The sequence below is a fragment of the Pseudomonas sp. FG47 genome, assembly GCF_057809115.1.
The window spans coordinates 22765-44776 of record NZ_JBMDJI010000006.1 but is presented as its reverse complement, the minus strand read 5'-3'; the positions used below and the strand labels follow the sequence as shown (position 1 = coordinate 44776).

The window sequence follows — 22012 nt, the reverse complement described above, 5'->3', positions numbered from 1 at the left end:
CCCGGGCTGCGGCGCACGATGCGCCCCCGAATACCGGCCGCTGCCTTGCAGCGGCCTTTGCATTTTCAAGAATTCAAGAGTGGAGAGCCGCATGGTTCCCGTAATCGCCCTGGTGGGCCGGCCGAACGTCGGCAAATCCACCATGTTCAACCGCCTGACCAAGACCCGCGATGCCATCGTCGGCGACCTGTCGGGCCTGACCCGTGACCGCCAGTACGGCGATGCCAGCTGGCAGGGTCGTTCCTACATCCTGATCGACACCGGCGGTATCACCGGTGACGAAGTGGGCATGGACGAGAAGATGGCCGAGCAGTCGCTGATGGCCATCGAGGAAGCCGACTACGTGCTGTTCCTGGTCGATGCCCGCGCTGGCATGACCGCGGCTGACCAGATGATCGCCGACCATCTGCGCAAGCGGAACAAGGAAGCGGTGCTGGTCGCCAACAAGATCGACAACATCGACCCCGACATCGCCCGCGCCGAGTTCTCGCCGCTGGGCATGGGCAACGCCATCCCGGTGGCCGGTTCCCAGGGCCGTGGCATCAACGCCCTGATGGAGTCGTTGCTCGGCCACATTCCCCGTGATCCCGAGGAAGAAGCCCTCGACGAGGACGTCGCCGAAGGCGAGGAAGCCACGCGTATCCCTGGCCCGAGCGAAAAGGATGGCATCAAGATTGCCATCATCGGTCGCCCCAACGTCGGCAAGTCGACCCTGGTCAACCGCATGCTCGGCGAAGAGCGCGTGGTGGTGTACGACCAGCCGGGCACCACCCGCGACAGTATCTACATCCCGTTCGAGCGTGATGGCGAGAAGTACACCTTCATCGACACCGCCGGCGTGCGCAAGCGCGGCAAGATCCACGAGGAAGTCGAGAAGTTCTCGGTGGTCAAGACGCTGCAGGCGATCAAGGACGCCAACGTGGTGATCTTCGTCATGGACGCCCGCGAGGGCGTGGTCGACCATGACCTCAACCTGCTGGGCTTTGCCCTGGACGCCGGCCGCGCCGTGGTCATCGCCCTGAACAAGTGGGATGGCATGGAGTCGGGCGAGCGCGACTACGTGAAGACCGAGCTGGAGCGCCGGCTGTTCTTCGTCGACTTCGCCGACATCCACTTCATTTCTGCGCTACACGGCACCGGTGTGGGCCACCTGTACAAATCGGTGCAGGCCGCGTTCAAGTCGGCGGTCACCCGCTGGCCGACCAGCCGCCTGACGCAGATTCTCGAAGACGCCATCAGCGTGCACCAGCCGCCGTTGGTCAACGGTCGCCGGATCAAGCTGCGCTATGCCCACCTCGGTGGCGCCAACCCGCCGCTGATCGTGATCCACGGCAACCAGACCGACAAGATCCCCAACTCCTACTCGCGTTACCTGGAGAACACCTACCGCCGGGTGCTCAAGTTGGTCGGCACGCCGATCCGCATCGAGTACAAGGGCGGTGACAACCCGTACGAGGGCAAGAAGAACACCCTCACCGATCGCCAGGTCAACAAGAAGCGCCGCTTGATGTCGCACCACAAGAAGGCCGAGAAGAAGCGCCGCGACAAGCGCTGACCTTCATCGTGGGAGCGGGCAAGCCCGCTCCCACGTTGCTTTCCATGGCTTGACCCTATTGTTTCAACCTTTTTCCTGACTGCTCGATCCGCTATGCTCGGATTCCACCCCGTGCCGGACCAACCCCAGGAAAGAGGGCTCCATGATCCGCAGCAAACTGCCGAACGTCGGCACGACCATCTTCACCACCATGTCGCAACTGGCCATGCAAACCGGTGCGCTGAACCTTTCCCAGGGCTTCCCTGACTTCAATGGCCCCCAGGCCCTGCTCGATGCTGTTGGCCGTCATGTGGCCGCCGGGCACAACCAGTATTCGCCCATGACCGGCTTGCCGGCCCTGCGCCAGCAGGTGGCGGCGAAGATCGCCCGGTTGTATGGCGCGCAGGTGGACGCCGATCAGGAAGTGACCATCACCCCAGGTGCCACCGAGGCGATCTTCTGCGCCATCCAGGCGGTGATCCACCCCGGCGACGAGGTGATCGTCTTCGACCCCAGCTACGACAGCTACGAACCCTCGGTAGAGCTGGCCGGTGGGCGCTGCGTGCATGTACCGCTGCGCGACGGCAGCTTCAGCATCGACTGGCAGCGTTTCAGCGATGCGCTGAGCCCGCGCACGCGCATGGTCATCCTCAACTCGCCGCACAACCCCAGCGGCGCGCTGATCAGCCGCGACGACCTGGACCAGCTGGCGATGCTGATCGCCGACCGTGACATCTACCTGGTCAGCGACGAAGTGTACGAACACCTGGTCTACGACGGCGTGCGCCATGCCAGTGTGCTCGCCCACGCGCAGCTCTACGCACGGGCTTTCGTCATCAGCTCGTTCGGCAAGACCTACCACGTTACCGGCTGGAAGACCGGCTACGTGGTCGCCCCGCCGGCCCTGACCGCAGAACTGCGCAAGGTGCACCAGTACGTCAATTTCTGCGGTGTCACGCCGTTGCAGTGCGCCCTGGCCGACTTCATGGCTGAACACCCCGAGCACATCGATGAGCTGCCAGGCTTCTACCAGGCCAAGCGCGACTTGTTCTGCGACTTGCTGCAAGGCTCGCGTTTCACCTTCACCCGCACCCCGGGTACCTATTTCCAACTGGTCGACTATTCACAGATCCGCCCCGACCTCAACGATGTCGACATGGCCCTGTGGCTGACCCGAGAGCACGGCGTGGCCAGCATCCCGGTGTCGGTGTTCTACCAGCAACCCATCCCCGAGCAACGCCTGGTGCGCCTGTGCTTTGCCAAACGTGAGGAGACGCTGCGACAGGCGGCGGAACGACTATGCGCGATCTGAGCGAACTAGCGAACCTGAAAATCGCCCTGGTGCAGACCACCCTGGCCTGGCACGACCGCGAAGCGAACTACGCGCACTTCGAGGAAATGATCGGGCAGGCCGGCGAGGTTGACCTGGTGATCCTGCCGGAGATGTTCACCACCGGTTTTTCGATGGAGTCCGAGCGGCTCGCCGAGCCGGAGAACGGCCCCACCTACAAGTGGCTCAAGGCCCAGGCGAAAAAGGCCAACGCGGTGATTACCGGTAGCGTGATCATCCAGGCCGCCGATGGCAGCCACCGCAACCGCCTGTTGTGGGCACGCCCGGACGGCGAGGTCCTGCACTACGACAAGCGCCATCTGTTCCGCATGGCCGGCGAACACAAGCACTACACCCCAGGCGAGCGCCAGGTGCAGTTCGAGCTCAAGGGCTGGCGTATCCGTCCGCTGATCTGCTACGACCTGCGTTTCCCGGTGTGGAGCCGCGATGCCCAGGACACCGACCTGCTGCTGTATACCGCCAACTGGCCGGCGGCACGGCGTCTGCACTGGAACCGCCTGTTGCCGGCGCGCGGAATCGAGAACCTGTGCTTCGTGGCGGCGGTGAACCGGGTGGGCACCGATGGCAAGGGCTTCGCCTATTCAGGCGACAGCCAGGTGCTCGACTTCCAGGGCGAGAGCCTGTTGAGCGCGGGCGAGGCCGACGGTGTGTTCACCGTGGTGCTGCGCGCGGCGGAGCTGGCGGCGTACCGCGCGCGCTTCCCGGCCAACCTGGATGCCGATACCTTCGAGCTGCATTGAAGAGGTGATCGCCGTGGGTGCCAGCACCGCAGCGCATTTTGGGTAGGAGCCGGCTTGCCGGCGAACACCGGCGTAGCCGGTGCCAAGCACCGCGGTGTTTGCTTCGCCAGCAAGGCTGGCTCCTACAGTTCACGCTACGAGGGGATACCGCGCGATGTGCTCAATACACATCCCGCCGATACCGCCCATCCTCGATCAACTGCTGCACGACCGCGTCACCGAGGATCCCCTGCAACGCCGCATCCACCCCTGCGGCCATCCCTTGCAGGCTGCCGCAGACGTACACGCACGCGCCAGCGTCGATCCAGCGCTTGAGCTCGGCGGCCTGCTGCAACAGCACATCCTGCACATACACCTTCTCGGCCTGGTCGCGCGAGAACGCCAGGTCCAGCCGTTGCAGGTCGCCGCTTTGCACCCAGCCCTGCAGCTCCTTGCCGCACAGCAGGTCATACGCCCTGTTGCGTTCGCCGAACAGCAGCCAGTTGCCTTGCTCGCCCCCGGCAATACGGGCTTTGAGCAGGCTGCGCAGGCCGGCCAGGCCGGTGCCGTTGCCGATCAACACCATGGGCGCCGAATCGGCGGGCAGGTGGAAACTGCTGTTGCGCCGCAGGCGTGCGCTGACCGTGCCATCCAGCGGCAGGTACTCGGTCAGCCAGCCGGAGCCCAGGCCCAGGTTGCCATCGGCGTGACGCTCCTGGCGCACGATCAGCTCCAGCACGCCATCGCTGGCGAAGGAGGCAATCGAGTATTCACGGGCACTCAGCGGGACCAGGGCATCGACCAGGGCCTGGGCATGCAGGCCGATCAGGTGTTCGCGGCTGACCGGCAACTGACGGCTGGCCAGGGCCTGCGCCAGGGTTTCCTGCAGGCCGTCGAGTTGCACCGGGCTGCATGGATCAAGGCCCAGGCCGGCCAGGAAGGCATCGACGCGGGGCTGGCCGTTGCGTGGCAGGATTTCGATCAGGTCACCGGCATCCCACGCGCAGGGTGTTTCGGCTTGCAGGCCCAGCAGGTAGACCGCTGCGCCCTGACTGCCAGGGTTGAGCAGGTCACGGCTTGCCAGGCGCCAGTTGCCGAAGCTCGGCGGTTGCCAGGCGGCGACCGGGCGGGCGCCGGTCAGTTGCGCCAGTTCTTGTTGCCACAGTTGCAGCGCGGCGGGGTCGGCGTTGTCCACCTCCACCGGGCTGAAGGCGCTGCTGGCGCCACGTTCGCCGAGCCAGGCCTGGAGCCGGCGGGCGAAGCCGCAGAAGTGCGGGTACTGGCGGTCGCCCAGGGCCAGCAGGGCGTAGTTCAGGTGCTCCAGCGCCCAGGGTTGGCCCAGCACCTTGCGTTCAAAGCCACGGGCGCTGTCCGGCGCTTCGCCGTCGCCGAAGGTGCTGACCACGAACAAGGCGCGCTTGGCCTGGCGCAACTCGGGCTCGCCCAGTTCGGCCAGCGGGCGCACCTGGACCGGCACGCCTGCGGCCTGCAACTGGCCGGCGCTCTGCCAGGCCAGTTGCTCGGCCAGCCCGCTCTGGCTGGCGAAGCCGATCAGCCAGCTGTCGCCAGTGCTGGCCGTGCTACCCACCGCGCCGCGGGCGGCACGGACCTGGCGTTTCTTGCGGCGGCGGTCGAGGTACAGCAGCCAGCCGGTGACGAAGAACAACGGCATGGTCAGGCTGGCCAGGGTGACGATGATGCGCCCCGGCAGGCCGAAGTAGCTGCCCACGTGCAGGGCGTAGACACTCTGCAGCAGTTGGGCCTTGAACGATTTGTCGGCATAGCGCTCGTGGCGCTTGATCAGGCCGGTGGCCGGATCAAGGGTGAGGGTGTTGAAGGCCCGCTCATGCTCGGCGCCTTGCAGCAGGTAGAACAGGGTCGCCGGTTGGCCGCCAACCGGCGGCAGGCGCAGGTTATAGCTGGCAAGGTTCGGGCCGGCGGCCTCCTTGAGGTTGGCCCAGATGACGTCGTAGTCGACCACCAGCGGTGGCGCGTTCTTGTCCGCCTTGGGTGGGCCATGGCGTCCACCGCGGCCTTCACCGCGTTTCTGCGCGCCCGCAGCCGGTTTGTCGGCCAGCAGTGTATTCAAGCCCTCGCGGTACCACTCGTAGGACCAGAACAGCCCGGTCAAGGCGAACAGCAGGTAGAACAGCAGGCACCAGGTGCCGAATACCGCATGCAGGTCCCAGTTGAACGCGCGGCCTTTCTTGGCCCAGTCCAGGGTCAGCCAGGCGCGCCAGTTCAAGGCCTTGCGCGGCCAGCGCAGGTACAGGCCGGACAGGCAGAAGAAAATCAGCATCAGGGTGCAGGCGCCGGTGATCTGCCGGCCGCTGTCACCCATCGCCAGGAAGCGGTGCAGGTTGAGCATGAGGTTGAAGAAACCCAGCCCGGCGACTTCACCCTTGAGCTCGCCGGTGTAGGGATCGGCATAGCGCAGTTGGCCACGACGCTCGCCAGGCGCGGGCATGAAGAAGACCCGTGCGGCATTGCCTTCGCGGGTATCGACCCAGAGCATCGACACCTTGTCACCCTCGGCGGCCTCGACCCGGCGCACCAGTTCGGCCGGTGGCAGCACGCCTTCCTGGCTCACCTGGACCTTGAGCACTTCGGTGTTGAACGCGCGCAGCAGTTCTTCCTGGAACGACCAGATGGCCCCGGTGATGCCCATCAGCGCGAGCACCAGGCCGGCGCTGATGCCAAAGAACCAGTGCACTTGGAACAGCGTCTTCTTCACCACATCGATTACCTTGTCTGGCCGCCAACTACCGCGCGGCGTGCATTATGCCTTGATATGCGAAAGCCCCGTTCATGGGAATGAACGGGGCTTTTTGTCACACCATCAGAAGTGGAAGTTGGCGCTCATGAGTGCTGTACGACCCGCTGCGACGTGTGCGTAGTGGGTGGAAAACACTTGGTCGAAGTAGCGTTTGTCCGTGAGGTTCTGCAGGTTCAATTGCAGATCGACGTTCTTGGTCAGGCGATAGGTCGCCATTGCGTCATAACGCCAGTAGGACGGTACTTCGACAGAGTTGGCCTCATCTCCGAAGCGTGAGTCGACGAAGGTGGCGCCGGCCCCGACTGTCAGTTGCGGAACGATGTCGTATGTCGACCAGAAGGTGAAGTTGTTCCGCGGCGTGCTCGGCATATGGTTGCCTTCGTTTGCAGCGGTGGTGGTCTTGACGATCTCGCTTTCCATGTAGGTGTAGCCACCATAGACCTTCCATTTGCTGGTCAGATTACCGGCATAGGTCAGTTCCAAGCCTTGGACGCGTTGTTCTCCGTCGAGTACCTGATAGGTGGCATTGTCTGGGTCGGTTACCCGAGCGTTGGTCTTGTCGGTACGGAACAGCGCTGCTGTCAGCGAGAGGTTCTCATCGAAGAAGTCCCACTTGGTGCCGATCTCATAGTTGCGGTTGCGTTCTGGATCGAGGTTGCTGTTGTTGGCCGCGAGCTCTAAGCCGCCATTGCCGCTGGTTTCACCCGATGGGTTGCTGGAAGTCGACCAGGCTGCGTAGATGCTGCCATTGGGCAGTGGTTTGTAGACCACGCCCAGTTGGTAGTTCCACAGGTGCGCATTGTTCTCGCGAGAAAAATCACCCGCCACCGACCCACGTCCACCGGTGCTGTAACCGCTGGATTTGGTCTGGTAATCGTCATAGCGCAGTCCAAGGTTCAGCGACCACTGCTCATTGAATGTCAGCGTATCGAACACGTAAGCGGCGCTAGTCTTGGTGTCGGTGTCCGTATAGGCCGGGCTGTCGGTGATGGTGCCAGACCAACCGTCCTTTGGAGACGGATCGTACAGGCTGGTGCAATCACCTGAACCGAGCAGGGCAGGGTTGCAGGTTGTGCCTGTACCGGCACTGGAGGTGATTACATAGCCACGGTTGTGTGTGTCGCTGTAGGTGAACTCCAGGCCTGTAACCAAGCTGTGTTCGATGAATCCGGTGTTGAACTTGGCACTGAGGTCGGTCTGGTTGACCCAGCCCTTGGAGGTGGAGTTACGGTTCTTGGTGGACCGATAGACGGTGCCATTGGCAACGTTGCCCTTGCTGTCATCAGGGTTGGTAACGATGTAGTCGAGTGTCGAGCGCGACATCCGGAAGCTATTGGACAACGTCAAGTTTTCGTTCAGATCGTGCTCGATCCGGATGGTCCCGCTGTCGTTGCTGGTCTTGCGGTAGTCGCGGCTGTTGAGCCCGTAGAAATTGTCACGGTCGACATGGGCGGGCTTGTCCACGTTGTATTTGCTGCGCGTGGCGCTGCGCGTCAGGGGGATACCGTAGTCCGGCATATCGTCGGTCTTGAGGTGGTAGTAGCCTACAGTCACGCGGGTATCGGTACCCAGGCCAAAGGCGAAAGACGGGGCAACACCCCAACGGCTTACATCGACGCCATCGCGACCCGCGACGTTGGCTTCGTGCTTCATCAGGTTCAAGCGAAATGCCGAACTGTCGGTCAGTTGCTTGTTCAGATCCAGCGTGGTGCGCTTGGTTTGATCGCTACCCCAGGTGAACCCACCGTTATAAGCATCACCCAGCTTTGCTGTTTTGGTGACCAGGTTCAGGCTACCACCTGTGGAGCCCGCGCCAGTGAAGGCCGAGCCAGGACCTTTACTGACCTCGACCGATTCCACGTTGAAGATTTCCCGGCTTTGCGAGGCCACGTCTCGCATGCCGTCGACGAAAACGTCGCTCTCGGCGTTGAAGCCACGGATGATCGGGCGGTCGCCGGCTGGGTTGCCGCCTTCGCCAGCGCCGAAGGTGATGCCTGGCGTCGTACGCAGCGCATCTACCAAGGTCGTTGCGCCGGTATCACGAATCACTTGTTGCGGAATGACGGTGACACTCTTTGGGGTTTCGCGCAGAGGTGCCGTGTACTTTTTCGAACTGGCGGTGTCGGCTTTGTAGCTGGTAGCGTCCTGCGTCGCGTTCACACTGGTCGCATCCAGCGAAATGACGGCATCTTTGGCTTGTTCGGCGACGGCGACCTGGGCCGCAGCAGCAGTGGTGATGGCGACGCCAATGGCGGAAACGAGCAGGCGTGGTGAACTCACAGCGGTTGGCACGTGACGCATGGTGATGGACCTTCCCCAAGGTATGAAGGCCGCGGATGATAATGTAAGCGAATGTAAGGAACAATTGAGAAGCGTTACCATTCGCTATAAATTTACATTCTTTACAATTTCACCTTACGGTTTTTACGGGGTCATACGTCGTGGATCAATGCCGGGGGCTTGTCCTACGTAAAAGGTAATCAATATCATTGCGCCTTTACTCCTCGCCCATCAGGTGCCGTTGCCATGCTGCTTCATATTCCCGGGCTGTTCGATGCCGACGAAATCTTGCGTATCCGCCAGGCCCTGGAGCAGGCCGACTGGGCCGATGGCAAGGTCACCGCGGGCTATCAGTCGGCCAAGGCCAAGCACAACCTGCAACTGCCCGAGGGTCATGCACTGGCCAAGGAGATCGGTGGTGCGTTGATCGACCGCCTGTGGCGCAACCCGCTGTTCATGTCGGCGGCGCTGCCGCACAAGGTGTTCCCGCCGTTGATCAATTGCTACCGCGAGGGCGGCAGCTTCGATTTTCATATCGACAATGCCCTGCGCCAGCCCAAGGGCAGTGCCGAGCGGGTGCGCACCGACCTGTCCTCGACGCTGTTCCTGAGCGATCCGCACAGCTACGACGGCGGCGAACTGGTGATCCAGGACACCTATGGCGTGCGCGAGGTCAAGCTAGCCGCCGGCGACTTGGTGCTGTACCCCGGCACCAGCCTGCACAAGGTCAACCCGGTGACCCGGGGGGCGCGCTATGCCGCATTCTTCTGGACCCAGAGCCTGATCCGCGAGGACAGCCAGCGCACCTTGCTGTTCGAGATGGACAATGCCATTCGCCAGCTCGGCGCCGATGTGCCCGAGCACCCCTCGCTGCTGCAACTGACCGGCACCTACCACAACCTGCTGCGCCGCTGGGCCGAGGTCTGAATCGTGTCTTATCAATTGCGCCGTGAAGAGGTGGTGGACGCGGCCGGGCTGCGGGCAATGCTCGAGCACAGCCCGGGCCAGGCGGCCCAGGCGATCCTCGCCGCTGCCGGGCAGGGGGTGCTCGAGGCCCAGTTGTTGCTCGGGCAGATCCTGCTGGATGGGCAAGGTATCGAAGCCGATGAAGTGGTCGCCCGGCGCTGGTTTGGCATCGCCGCCCAGGGTGGCAGCGCCATGGCCCACAACATGCTCGGGCGTTGCCTGGAGCACGGCTGGGGCGGCGAGGTGAACCTGGCGCAGGCGGCTATTCATTACGCCCACGCGGCGGATGCCGGGCTGGACTGGGGCATGTACAACCTGGGCAACCTGCTGGCCACCGGGCGTGGCGTGCCGGCCAACCAGGCCCAGGCGCTGGGGTGCTACGAACAGGCCGCCCAGTTGGGGCATGCCAAGTCGATGAACCTGTATGGGCGTTATCTGGAGCAGGGCATTGCCACCACCGCGAGCCCGGCGCGGGCGGTACGTTGGTATCGGCGTTCAGCCGAGGCGGGGGATTTTCGCGGGATGTTCAGCCTGGCGCTGGTGCTGGTAGAGCGCGGCGAGCTTGCTGAGGCCGGGCCGTGGCTGGAACGGGCGCGGGTCGAGGGTAACCTGAATTTCCTGCGCAGTGCGCTGGTGACGTTGCAGGGCGCGGGTCCGGTGTTGGAAGCCCATGCGGCGCGGTATGCCGAGGAGATCGAACTAAGGTCGGCGCACCCCCTGTAGGAGCGGCCTTGTGCCGCGAAAGGGCCGCATCGCGTTCAGCATTGACGCATCAATCGCCGGGGCCGCTGCGCGGCCCTTTCGCGACACAAGGCCGCTCCTACAGGGGGCGAGGTAGTTTGAAACGGCAAAATGAAAACGGGGCCTCGCGGCCCCGTCTTGCATTACAGGTAGTAGGCCTTCAGCGGCGGGAAACCGTTGAACTCCACCGCGCTGTAGCTGGTGGTATAGGCACCGGTGGACAGCCAGTACAGGCGGTCGCCGATGGCCAGGTTCAGCGGCAGGCCATACTTGTAGTTCTCGTACATGATGTCGGCGCTGTCGCAGGTTGGTCCGGCGATCACCACTTCCTCGGCCTCGCCTTTCTTCTCGGTCCAGATCGGGAACTTGATCGCCTCGTCCATGGTTTCGATCAGGCCGGAGAACTTGCCCACGTCGGTGTAGATCCAGCGCTCGACGGCAGTGCGCGACTTGCGTGCCACCAGCACCACCTCACTGACCAGGATGCCGGCGTTGGCGATCAGCGAACGGCCAGGCTCGAGGATGATTTCCGGCAGGTCGTCGCCGAAGTCTTCCTTGAGGAAGCGGATGATCTCTTCGGCGTAGGTCTCTAGGCTGTTGGTGCGGGTGATGTAGTTGGCTGGGAAGCCGCCGCCCATGTTGATCAGCTTCAGCTCGATGCCGTCTTCTTCCTTCAGGCGCTCGAAGATCACCTTGACCTTGGCGATGGCCGCGTCCCACACGCTGATGTCGCGCTGCTGGGAGCCTACGTGGAAGGAGATGCCGTAGGGCACCAGGCCCAGGTCGCGGGCGAGGATCAGCAGGTCCATGGCCATGTCGGTCTGGCAGCCGAACTTGCGCGACAGTGGCCAGTCGGCAGTGGTGGAGCCTTCGGTGAGAATGCGCACATAGACTTTCGAGCCCGGCGCGGCCTTGGCGATGTTGCGCAGGTCGGCCTCGGAGTCGGTGGCGTACAGGCGCACGCCTTTCTCGTAGAAGTAGCGGATGTCCTTGGACTTCTTGATGGTGTTGCCGTAGCTGATCCGGTCGGCGCTGACGCCGCGGCCGAGCACCTTGTCCAGTTCATAGATCGAGGCGATGTCGAAGCTCGAGCCTTTTTCCTTCAGCAGGTCGATGATCTCGACCGCAGGGTTGGCCTTGACCGCGTAGTAGACCTTGGCGAACTCGAAACCGGCGCGCAGGTCGTCATAGGCCTGGCTGATCATCTGGGTATCGATGAGTACGAACGGGGTTTCCTGCTTGTCGGCGAACGCCTTCATTTTCTGGAAGGTGTCACGCGCAAAGTAGTCTTCGACCTGGATCGACATGCTCTGGGGCTCCATGGGCAAACTGAAAAGATAAGTGGCAGCAACTGAACGTCCTCCGTATCCCCACTTTGGTTCGCCTACTTCCCAAGGCATGTCGCCGAAAGCAAAAAGGTCAGCCGTGCCCGGAAAAGGTGGGTGACCTTGCTGTCTCGTCGTCAGTACTTGAGCCGGATGGATCGTTTCCAGCATGGACGTTCGGCGCGCACTTTAGGACGTGAAAACGGCAATATCAACAGGCAGGTCCGGGGTGTTCGTCCCCACCGCTGCAATAACCGACCGATGCGTCGAGTGGATGTTCCGGAAAAGGCCACAAGCGTTAAAAATTGTGGAATAGGTGGCGATCTGGTCGCGAACGGCTGATAGCTGGGTTCTTTGCATGTTGGCTGGCTTTCGCCGCGAAAGAGCCGAAGAATCGGCAGAAGACCGTTTGTCAGGTGTGTGTGCTGAACGGGAATTTTCTGCAGAGTGTTCATATTTATGGCCACGCCGCGACGCCCGTCTTTTTTTCGAAATCGCCATAAATTTTTTGTTACCGACACCGGAAATCACTCTTGGTCGGCTCAGGACTGGGCCGATTGCCGTCATTGATGAGAAGAATTACTATTCGCGACCTCATCTGCCTCCCTGACGACCCCGAACGTGTCCGGACACAAAGGCTTCCTCGACCACTACCATGAGCTGATCGGCACCTGGACACGCAAGTTGCGCAGTCGTCAGCAGGCCGAGGACCTCACTCACGACGCCTTTGTCCGGGTTCTGGAAAACCCGAACGAGCAGGTCGAGCAGCCGCGTGCCTACCTGCACCAGACTGCCCGCAACATCGCCGTCGATGGCTTTCGCCGCGAGGACCGTCGCCAGGCACTCGAACTGGAGGCGTTCGCCGACGGCGCGGCCAATGGCAGCGATCCGGAGGCGTACGTGCACGCCCTGGAACTGGCAGACAGCGTCGAGCGGGCGCTGGCCGAGCTGCCGCTCAATTGCCGCAGGGTGTTCATCTGGCAGAAGCTCGAAGGCCTGACCCAGGCCGAAATTGCCGAGCGCATGGGTTTGACCAAGAACATGGTCGAAAAGTATATGATCCGCACGCTCCGACATCTGCGTGAGCACCTGGATGTGTCGGCCAGATGAGTCAGGAGACCCCTTCGATGAAACAGCACGCGCCCGACTCCGTGGGCGAGCAGGCGGCCGCGTGGTTCGCCCGCACCCAGGACGCGCCGCGCGATGACGCCGCGCAGGCGGCATTGCAGGCGTGGCTGGCACAGCATCCCGCGCATCGGCAGGAGTACGAGCGCCTGGTACAGCTGTGGCGCGCCGCCGACTTCATCCCTCGGCAACGCCTCGAGGCGCTGTGCCAGCCCGAGCCGGTGCGCCAGCTTCCGCGCCGCCGCCTGCTGCGCCAGGCATTGGCGGCCGGCGTGGCGGTGGTCGCGCTGGGGCTGGGTTGGACAGGTTGGCAGTATCAGCAGCTCAACCATCAGGACAGGTTGAGCACGGCCCTGGGCGAGCGGCGTCAGGTCGAGTTGCCGGACGGCTCACGGTTGGAGCTCAACAGTGCCACACAGGTGCAGGTGATGTTCTCTTCGGGGCAACGTCATGTGCGCCTGGGCGCGGGCGAGGTGATGTTCATCGTCGCCCACGACAGTGGCCGGCCATTCGTGGTGAGCACCGCCCAAGGTGAAGTCACCGTCACCGGCACTCGCTTCGATGTACGCCAGGATCCGAACAGCACCCGCGTGGCGGTGGAGCAGGGTTCGGTCAAGGTGCAGGGCGCGGGCGAGTCGCTGGCGCTGCTCGGCGCCGGGCAGGGTTCGCATATCGACGCCCAGGGCAAGGTCGCCGCGCCCTATGCCATCGATGCCAACGCGGTGACCGCCTGGCGCCAGGGCAAGCTGGTATTCGACAACGCGCCACTGAGCGACGTCGTGGCGCAAGTCTCGCGCTACCGTGCCCGGCCACTGCATGTGGCGCCCGGCAAGGCCGCCGCGCTGCGCCTGTCGAGCACCTTCAGCACCGACGACCCAGACGCCTTGTTGCGGGCCTTGCCGAGCATCCTGCCGGTGCGGGTGAAGACCCTTGCAGACGGCTCCAGCGAAATTGTTCTGAAATAGATTCAGGTTTTTTTCCGTTCGTTCGTCTTCCCCGCCAGCTGCAACTGCCAAGCATTTCCATTTGCATGCGGTTGGCGTTTATCCCGACTCTCAGGACCCATCGAAGACGTGAACAACAATAATCCCCTTCTCCAGCTGCGCCGCCTGGCGCTGGCCCTGGCGGTCAGCGCAGCCGCCGGCAACAGCTACGCCGACAGCATCCAGATCCAGGCCCAGCCATTGGCGGGCGCGCTCAAGCAATTGGGCCAGCAGACCAACCTGCAACTGTTCTTCAGCCCCGAGTTGGTGGACGGCAAGCAGGCCCCGGCGGTTTCCGGCAACCTGGCGCCGGAGCAGGCCCTGCAGCAACTGCTGCAAGGCAGCGGGCTGACCTTCGAGCAGTCCGCCGACACCGTGGTGGTCAAGCCGGCCCAGGCCGCCGGTACCCTGACCAGCGGCAGCCTGGAGCTGGCGCCCACCGATATCAAGGTGGTCGGAGACTGGCTGGGCGATGCCGACCAGAGCGTGGTGCAGAACCACCCGGGCGCGCGCACCGTGGTGCGCCGCGAAGCGATGGTGGAAAAGGGCACGATGAACGTGCGTGACGCCCTGCGCGGTATCCCGGGCGTGCAGGTGCAGGATTCCAACGGCACCGGTGGCAGCGACCTGTCGCTGAACGTCGGCGTGCGTGGCCTGACGTCGCGCCTGTCGCCGCGTTCCACTGTGCTGATCGATGGCATTCCGGCGGCCTTCGCCCCCTACGGTCAGCCACAGCTGTCGATGGCGCCGATCTCCTCGGGCAACCTCGACAGCATCGACGTGGTCCGTGGTGCAGGCTCGGTGCGCTATGGCCCGCAGAACGTCGGTGGAGTGATCAACTTCGTCACTCGGGCGATTCCCGAGAAGGCCACCGGCGAGTTGTCGACCAGCGTGGAAACCTCGCGCCATGGTGGCTGGAAGCACACCGAGTCAGCCTTCGTCGGTGGCACCGCCGATAACGGCATGGGCGTGGCGTTGCTATACACCGGGGTCAACGGCAATGGCTATCGCGAGCGCAACAACGACAACGACATCGATGATGTGATGCTCAAGACCCACTGGGCACCGACCGATGTCGACGAGTTCTGGCTCAACTTCCACTACTACGATGGCCGCGCCGACATGCCTGGCGGCCTGACCCAGGCCCAGTACGACCACAACCCCTACCAGTCGCTGCGCGACTACGACTACTTCAGTGGCCGGCGCAAGGATGTGTCGTTCAAGTGGCTGCGGCAGATCGACGACGCCACCCAGTTCGAGGTGCTGACCTACTACACCGACAGCTTCCGCGGCAGCGCCATCGCCGCGCGCGACATGAAGACCCTGTCGGCGTATCCGCGCAACTACCACACCTTCGCCATCGAGCCGCGGTTGTCGCGGATCTTCTTCCTCGGCCCGACCACCCAGGAAGTCAGCGTCGGCTATCGCTACTTGAAGGAAGCGATGCGCGAGCAGTCCACCCGCCTGGCGCTGATCGACAATGTGCCGACCGCGACCCCGACCTCCGATGGCCATGTGTTCCAGGACCGCAGCGGCGGCACCGAGGCCAGCGCCTATTACATCGACGACAAGATCGACGTGGGCAACTGGACCATCACCCCGGGTATCCGCTTCGAGCACATCAACACCGATTGGCGCGATCGCCCGGTGCTGGACGCCAACCAGCGCCCGGTGCCGGAGAAGAACCGCAGCATCACCAGCAACGAGCCGCTGCCGGCCTTGAGCGTGATGTATCACTTGTCGGACGCCTGGAAGCTGTTCGCCAACTACGAGACTTCGTTCGGCAGCTTGCAGTATTTCCAGCTCGGCCAGGGCGGCAGCGGCGACAGCACCGCCAACGGCCTGGAGCCGGAGAAGGCCAAGACCTACGAGATCGGCACGCGCTATGACAACGGCCATTGGGCGGGTGAACTGACCGCGTTCTACATCGACTTCGACGATGAATTGCAGTACATCAGCAATGATGTCGGCTGGACCAACCTCGGCGCCACCAAGCACCAGGGCATCGAGGCCTCGGCGCGCTACGACCTGTCTGGCCTGGACCCGCGTCTGCAAGGGCTTTCGGTGAATGCCGGGTACACCTATACCCGTGCCACCTACGAAGGTGAAATCCCCGGGTTCAAGGGTCGTGACCTGCCGTTCTACTCGCGCCAGGTGGCCACCGCCGGGTTGCGCTACCAGGTCAACCGCTGGACCTGGAACCTGGATGCCTACGCCCAGTCGAAACAGCGCGCGCCGGGCACTGGGATGAACGCCAATGGCAGCTTCAACGGCAACTACATCACCGAGCCGAGCGCCGACGGGCAGTATGGCGATATTCCGGGGTACGTGACCTGGCATGCCCGTGGCGGGTATGACTTCGGTCCGCGGTTGTCGAACCTGAAGCTGGCGGCTGGGGTGAAGAACCTGTTCGACAAGCAGTACTTCACCCGTTCCAGCGACAACAATGCCGGCATTTATGTGGGTGAGCCGCGCACGTTCTATGTGCAGGCCAGTGTAGGGTTCTGAATGGGACCGCTTTGCGGTCCTTTCGCGGCACAAAGGCCGCTCCTACAGGAGATCGCATTCCTCTGTAGGAGCGGCCTTGTGTCGCGATGGGCCGCACAGCGGCCCCGGCTTTCTATCAGGAGATCACTGCCTCGGCCGGCGACACAATACTGGTCTTGGCCCCCCGTGATCTGCCCGAACTCAGGTAAGCCGCAATCGACTCCTGCGTCACCTCGCCCAGGAACACCTGTTCGGCATCCAGCACCGGCAACCACGCCCGATTGAACTCGTACATGCGCGACAGCAGGATGCGCAGGTGCTCATCGTGCGCCGCCGTGGCATTGAACGATCGCAGGAAATCCCCGCACGTGCCCTGCTGGCGGTGCATGTCGCGCCGGCGCACATAGCCCAGCGCGCGATTCTGCGCATCGGTCACCACCACATAACGGCGGTCATGCTCGTCCAGCAGCTCCAGCGCGTCGCCCACCGGTGTTTCCGGGCTCAGCGACGGCGCGTTGTCCGCCGCATCCTCGGCGCGCACCAGCAGCAGGCGCTTGAGCGTGCTGTCCTGGCCGACGAAGTTGCTGACGAACTCGTCCACCGGGTGTGCCAGCAGGGTGTCCGGGTGATCCAGCTGCAACAGCTTGCCGGCGCGGAAGATGGCGATCTTGTCGCCCAGCTTGATGGCCTCGTCGATGTCATGGCTGACCATGATCACCGTCTTGTTCAGCGCCCGCTGCATCTCGAAGAACTCGTTCTGGATCATCTCGCGGTTGATCGGGTCGACCGCGCCGAACGGCTCGTCCATCAGCAGCACCGGGGCCTCGGCGGCCAGGGCGCGGATCACGCCGATGCGTTGCTGCTGGCCACCGGACAGTTCGCGCGGGTAGCGCTGCAGGTACTGCTTGGGCTCGAGCTTGATCATGTGCATCAGCTCGCGGGCACGCTCGTGGCATTTCTGCTTGTCCCAGCCGAGCAGGCGCGGCACCACGGTGATGTTCTCCTCGATGGTCATGTTGGGGAACAGGCCGATCTGCTGGATCACATAGCCGATGTGCCGGCGCAGGGTCACCTCGTCGAGGCCGGTGGTGTCCTCGCCATTGATGAACACTTGCCCTGAGGTCGGGGTGATCAGGCGGTTGATCATCTTCAGCGTGGTGCTCTTGCCGCAGCCGGAGGGGCCGAGGAACACGCAGATCTCACCTTCGTTGACGGTGAGGCTTACCGAGTCGACGGCTTTGACGTCCTTGCCGTTGACGTTGAAGGTCTTGCTGAGGTTCTTCAATTCGATCATGAGCGCAGTCCTTCTGGAGTCAGGGCACGTTGCAGGGTTTGCAGGAGCAGGTCGGCGATGATCGCCAGCAGGCTGACCAGCACCGCGCCGACCAGCAACATCGACATGTCGCTGCGGCTGATGGCGGTGAGGATGAGCACGCCCAGGCCACCGGCACCGATGGTGGCGGCGATGGTCATCACGCCGATGTTCATCACCACGGCGGTGCGCACCCCGGCGAGGATCACCGGCACCGCGATGGGCAGCTCGACCATGCGCAGGCGCTGGCCGAAGGTCATGCCGATGCCGCGGGCGGCTTCGCGGATACCGGGTTCGACGTTGGTCAGGGCCAGGTAGGTGTTGCGCAGGATCGGCAGCAGTGAGTAAAGGAACACCGCGGTGATCGCCGGTAGCGGGCCGAGGCCTTGGCCGAACTTGGAGTAGAACGGCAGCAGCAGGCCGAACAGGGCGATGGAGGGGATGGTCAGCAGCACCGTGGCGCTGGCCTGCAGCGGGCCGGCAAAGACTGGGAAGCGGGTCATCAGGATGCCCAGCGGCACGCCGACGACGATGGCCAGGCCCACGGCGATGCCGACCAGGGTGATGTGCTGGCTGGTCAATTGCAGGACCTGGACCCAGTCGAGGTGGGCGAAGGTATCGAGCAGGTTCATGGCTGCACCTCGCTGAGTGAGTGCTCGCGCAAGAAGGCGGCGGCTACACGGCTTGGGCTCTGGTGCTCGACATCGACCTTGGCGTTGAGCTGGCGCATGGTCTGGTCGTCCAGTCGCTCGGCCAACGGCTTGAGCAGCCCTGCCAGTTGCGGGTGGGCGTCGAGCACGGCTTTGCGCACGACCGGGGCGGCGGTGTAGTCGGGGAAGTAGTGCTTGTCGTCTTCCAGCAGCTTGAGGTCGAAGGCGTTCAGGCGGCCGTCGGTGGTGTACACCAGCCCGGCGAACACCTGGTTGTTGCGCATGGCGGTGTACACCAGGCCACCGTCCATCTGGCGGATGTTGCGCCGGTCCAGCGGCAGGCCGTACAGCTCGCGCAGGCCGACCAGGCCATCGGGGCGGTTGGCGAACTCGGTGTCCAGCGCGACCAGGTGGGTGCGCTGGTGTTCGTCACGCAGCACCTGGTTGAGGTCGCTGATCGAGTTGATCTGCGGGTAGGCGGCGGCGACCGCTTTCGGCAGGCCCAGGGCATAGGTGTTGCTGAAGCGCGACGGAGCCAGCCAGACGAGGCCCTTCTGCGCATCCAGGGCCTTGACCCGGGCATAGGTGGCTGCGGCGTCGGGCATGCGCTCGTCGATATGGTTGTACGACACCAGCGAGACGCCGGTGTATTCCCACATCAGGTCGAGCTGGCCGGTTTCCTGGGCCTGGCGCGCGATGTTGCTACCAAGGCCGCTGGTCACGCGCACGTCGAAGCCGTTGGCGCGCAGGTACTGGGCGGTGATTTCGGCGAGCACGGTCTGTTCGGTGAACACCCGCGCGCCGATGCGCACCAGCGGTTTTTCCGCTGCCTGGGCAAATCCTGCGTATAGCAGGGCCGCGCCCAGCAGCAAGGCGATGATTCTTTTCATGGGTTCCCTCTTGTTATCCGGCCAGGCCGCGTTCCAGCCAGCGTTTGCTGGAGAAACTCACCAGGGCATCCAGCACCAGGGCAAGCAGCGCTGTACACGCGGCGCCGAGCAGCAGTTGCGGCTGGTTGTTCAGGGCGATGCCGGGGAAGATCAGGCTGCCCAGGCTGTTGGCGCCGATCAGGAACGCCAGGGGCGCGGTGCCGACGTTCAGCGCCAGGGCCACGCGCACGCCGCCGACGATGATCGGCACGGCATTGGGCAGTTCCACTTGCCACAGCTGCTGGCGCGCGGTCATGCCGATACCGGTGGCTGCTTCCTTGAGCGAGGCGGGGACGTTCTTCAGGCCTTCGTAGGTGTTGCGCACGATGGGCAGCAGGGAGGCGAGGAACAGCGCGAAGATCGCAGGACCTGCGCCGATGCCCAGGATACTCAGGGCGATGGCCAGGACGGCCAGGGGAGGGATGGTGTTGCCTACGTTGAAAAACTGCATGAAGCGTTCGGCTTTGTCGACCCGGTGCGGTCGACTCAAGGCAATGCCGGCGGGGATGCCCACGGCCAGCGCCGCCGCCATCGAAGCCAGCACCAGGACCAGGTGCGCTTGCAGGTAGAACCCAAGATCGTCGCGGTAGCGGGCGATCGTGTCGATGCCGATCCAGTGGACCAGCAGGGCCAGGATGACGAGCACGGCGGCCCATCCCAACAGCCCTTTTCCGTAGCGTGCAGCCACAGGCGGACTCCTTTTTTTATAGTCGGCGATCACACCCCCGTGCGGCCGGCCATTCCTGGCGGCGGGTGGTGTGCTCGCGAGTAGCAGCCGATGCGTGGCATCAGGCCATGAGCCGAACCCCGTCGGGCTCGTGAAGCAGGTGAAACCAGCCCTGAAGCGAAGCGGCTTGCAGGGGAGTGGACGTCTCCGTGGGCGTAAAGGTTCCCATCTGGGGCGGCATTTGGCCAGTGTTAATCACTGGGCTCTAGGAATTTTCACGCGAAAAAAAAGCGCGGATATTACGTGGAGGCGTTGAAGTACCTGCTATCGAGGCGTTTGCCGACGCGACGTTGGATGGCCCTGGGCTAGGCGATGTATGCGTGGCTGTCGTGATTCCTCGAATGCCATGTTCGGGCCGCCTTTCGTATCTTCGGTTTTGGCCCGCGCCCCGACTTCAGGTATGATATCGCCCCTTTTTGAATCCCCAGTCAGGCGATTTCCCATGACCAACCAGGCCGCCGAAGTCGCGAAGCGCCGCACTTTCGCCATCATTTCCCACCCCGACGCCGGTAAGACCACCATCACCGAGAAGCTCCTGCTGATGGGCAAGGCCATTGCCGTCGCCGGTACCGTGAAGTCGCGCAAGTCCGACCGCCACGCCACCTCCGACTGGATGGAAATGGAGAAACAGCGCGGCATCTCCATCACCACCTCGGTGATGCAGTTCCCCTACCGCGAGCACATGATCAACCTGCTCGACACCCCCGGCCACGAGGACTTCTCGGAAGACACCTACCGCACCCTGACCGCGGTGGACTCGGCGCTGATGGTGCTCGACGGCGGTAAGGGCGTAGAGCCGCGGACCATCGCCCTGATGGACGTGTGCCGCCTGCGTGACACGCCGATCGTCAGCTTCATCAACAAACTCGACCGTGACATCCGCGACCCGATCGAACTGCTCGACGAAATCGAGGCGGTGTTGAAGATCAAGGCCGCGCCGATCACCTGGCCGATCGGCTGCTACCGCGACTTCAAGGGCGTGTACCACCTCACTGGCGACTACATCATCGTCTACACCCCGGGCCACGGCCACGAGCGTACCGAAGCCAAGATCATCCAGAAGCTGGATTCCGACGAGGCCCGCGCGCATCTGGGCGACCAGTACGACAGCTTCGTCGAGCAGCTGGAACTGGTACAGGGCGCCTGCCATGAGTTCAACCAGGACGAGTTCATCAACGGCCAGCTGACCCCGGTGTTCTTCGGTACCGCGCTGGGCAACTTCGGTGTCGACCATGTGCTCGACGCGGTCGTCGACTGGGCACCGCGCCCGCTGGGCCGGGTCGCCCACGAGCGCACCGTGGAACCGGTGGAAGAGAAATTCACCGGCTTCGTGTTCAAGATCCAGGCGAACATGGACCCGAAACACCGCGACCGCATCGCCTTCATGCGTATCTGCTCGGGCAAGTACGAGAAGGGCATGAAGATGCGCCATGTGCGCCTGAACAAGGACCTGCGCATCGGTGATGCGCTGACGTTCTTCTCCTCCGAGCGTGAGCAACTGGAAGAGGCCTTTGCCGGTGACATCATCGGCTTGCACAACCACGGCACCATCCAGATTGGCGACACCTTCACCGAAGGCGAGGCGCTGGGCTTCACCGGTATCCCGCACTTCGCCCCAGAGCTGTTCCGCCGCGTGCGCCTGAAGGACCCGCTGAAATCCAAGCAGCTGCGCCAGGGCCTGCAGCAGCTGGCCGAAGAGGGCGCCACCCAGGTGTTCTTCCCCGAGCGCAGTAACGACATCATCCTCGGCGCGGTCGGCGTGCTGCAGTTCGATGTGGTCGCCAGCCGCCTGAAGGAAGAGTACAAGGTCGAGTGCGCCTATGAGCCGATCACCGTCTGGTCGGCGCGCTGGATCGCCTGCGACGACAAGAAGAAGCTCGAGGAATTCCAGAACAAGGCCATGGAGAACCTGGCCATCGACGGTGGCGGTCACCTGACCTACCTGGCCCCGACCCGGGTCAACCTGTCGCTGATGGAAGAGCGCTGGCCGGACATCAAGTTCCGCGCGACCCGCGAGCATCACTGATCCAGCAGGCCTGCACTCGACCCTGTAGGAGCGGCCTCGTGTCGCGAAAGGGCCGCAAAGCGGCCCCAGAATCTTTCTCTA

The 22012-nt window shown here is 63.5% G+C and carries 16 protein-coding genes; 9 read left to right on the top strand and 7 right to left on the bottom strand.

All coding sequences use genetic code 11. The features are described 5' to 3' along the window. Window positions 1-91 precede the first annotated feature (91 nt). The 3 genes from der (at window position 92) to ACODS5_RS07540 (ending at window position 3625) form a co-directional block, all read left to right on the top strand. Window positions 92-1555 carry a ribosome biogenesis GTPase Der gene (der, locus tag ACODS5_RS07550; RefSeq protein ID WP_134689978.1) on the top strand — a complete coding sequence of 488 codons (1464 nt, stop codon included), beginning with the start codon at window positions 92-94 and terminating at the stop codon, window positions 1553-1555. Window positions 1556-1697: 142 nt separating this feature from the next. Beyond that, window positions 1698-2846 carry a pyridoxal phosphate-dependent aminotransferase gene (locus tag ACODS5_RS07545; RefSeq protein WP_489108324.1) on the top strand — a complete coding sequence of 383 codons (1149 nt, stop codon included), beginning with the start codon at window positions 1698-1700 and terminating at the stop codon, window positions 2844-2846. Then, window positions 2834-3625: an amidohydrolase gene (locus ACODS5_RS07540; protein WP_134689976.1), complete on the top strand. Its 792-nt coding sequence runs from the start codon at window positions 2834-2836 to the stop codon at window positions 3623-3625. The genes ACODS5_RS07545 and ACODS5_RS07540 overlap by 13 nt, the downstream gene beginning before the upstream one ends. A gap of 160 nt (window positions 3626-3785) precedes the next feature. On the opposite strand, the gene ACODS5_RS07535 is transcribed toward ACODS5_RS07540, so the two are convergent. Both ACODS5_RS07535 and ACODS5_RS07530 read right to left on the bottom strand, forming a co-directional pair. Further along, complete coding sequence (locus ACODS5_RS07535; RefSeq protein WP_489108323.1) at window positions 3786-6341, bottom strand: PepSY domain-containing protein; 2556 nt, start codon at window positions 6339-6341, stop codon at window positions 3786-3788. A gap of 102 nt (window positions 6342-6443) precedes the next feature. Next, on the bottom strand, window positions 6444-8681 hold the full coding sequence (locus ACODS5_RS07530; RefSeq protein WP_134689974.1) for a TonB-dependent receptor: 2238 nt from the start codon (window positions 8679-8681) through the stop codon (window positions 6444-6446). A 225-nt stretch (window positions 8682-8906) separates the two neighbouring features. Here ACODS5_RS07530 and ACODS5_RS07525 point away from each other — a divergent pair, with 225 nt between their 5' ends. Then, window positions 8907-9587 (top strand): Fe2+-dependent dioxygenase, encoded by a 681-nt coding sequence (locus ACODS5_RS07525; protein ID WP_489108322.1) that lies wholly within the window; start codon window positions 8907-8909, stop codon window positions 9585-9587. A gap of 3 nt (window positions 9588-9590) precedes the next feature. Beyond that, on the top strand, window positions 9591-10349 hold the full coding sequence (locus tag ACODS5_RS07520) for a tetratricopeptide repeat protein (RefSeq protein ID WP_489108321.1): 759 nt from the start codon (window positions 9591-9593) through the stop codon (window positions 10347-10349). A gap of 161 nt (window positions 10350-10510) precedes the next feature. On the opposite strand, the gene ACODS5_RS07515 is transcribed toward ACODS5_RS07520, so the two are convergent. Beyond that, window positions 10511-11674, bottom strand: a complete 1164-nt coding sequence (locus tag ACODS5_RS07515) for a type III PLP-dependent enzyme (protein WP_025337787.1) — start codon at window positions 11672-11674, stop codon at window positions 10511-10513. 639 nt (window positions 11675-12313) lie between these two features. On the opposite strand from ACODS5_RS07515, the gene ACODS5_RS07510 reads away from it, so the two are divergent. The 3 genes from ACODS5_RS07510 to ACODS5_RS07500 all read left to right on the top strand — a co-directional run bounded on the left by ACODS5_RS07510 (window position 12314) and on the right by ACODS5_RS07500 (window position 16308). Further along, window positions 12314-12802, top strand: coding sequence for a sigma-70 family RNA polymerase sigma factor (locus ACODS5_RS07510; protein ID WP_134689971.1), 489 nt, complete (start codon window positions 12314-12316; stop codon window positions 12800-12802). 17 nt (window positions 12803-12819) lie between these two features. Beyond that, window positions 12820-13782 (top strand): FecR family protein, encoded by a 963-nt coding sequence (locus ACODS5_RS07505; protein WP_134689970.1) that lies wholly within the window; start codon window positions 12820-12822, stop codon window positions 13780-13782. Between the two features lie 108 nt (window positions 13783-13890). Beyond that, entirely contained in the window at window positions 13891-16308 is a 2418-nt protein-coding gene (locus ACODS5_RS07500) for a TonB-dependent siderophore receptor (RefSeq protein WP_489108320.1), read from the top strand. A gap of 115 nt (window positions 16309-16423) precedes the next feature. Here the strand turns inward: ACODS5_RS07500 and ACODS5_RS07495 are convergent, their stop codons facing one another. From ACODS5_RS07495 to ACODS5_RS07480, 4 genes are read right to left on the bottom strand one after another with little or no spacing between them, the layout of a single operon-like run. Next, complete coding sequence (locus ACODS5_RS07495; protein WP_134689968.1) at window positions 16424-17581, bottom strand: osmoprotectant ABC transporter ATP-binding protein OsmV; 1158 nt, start codon at window positions 17579-17581, stop codon at window positions 16424-16426. Further along, a complete protein-coding gene (locus ACODS5_RS07490) occupies window positions 17578-18231 on the bottom strand; it encodes an ABC transporter permease (protein WP_489108319.1) in 654 nt (217 codons plus the stop codon). The genes ACODS5_RS07495 and ACODS5_RS07490 overlap by 4 nt, the downstream gene beginning before the upstream one ends. Then, window positions 18228-19139 (bottom strand): glycine betaine ABC transporter substrate-binding protein, encoded by a 912-nt coding sequence (locus tag ACODS5_RS07485; RefSeq protein WP_489108318.1) that lies wholly within the window; start codon window positions 19137-19139, stop codon window positions 18228-18230. Before ACODS5_RS07485 ends, ACODS5_RS07490 begins: the two co-directional genes overlap by 4 nt. A gap of 13 nt (window positions 19140-19152) precedes the next feature. Beyond that, a complete protein-coding gene (locus tag ACODS5_RS07480) occupies window positions 19153-19866 on the bottom strand; it encodes an ABC transporter permease (protein WP_489108317.1) in 714 nt (237 codons plus the stop codon). A 481-nt stretch (window positions 19867-20347) separates the two neighbouring features. Here ACODS5_RS07480 and ACODS5_RS07475 point away from each other — a divergent pair, with 481 nt between their 5' ends. Next, a complete protein-coding gene (locus ACODS5_RS07475) occupies window positions 20348-21931 on the top strand; it encodes a peptide chain release factor 3 (protein ID WP_134689964.1) in 1584 nt (527 codons plus the stop codon). Window positions 21932-22012 lie beyond the last annotated feature (81 nt).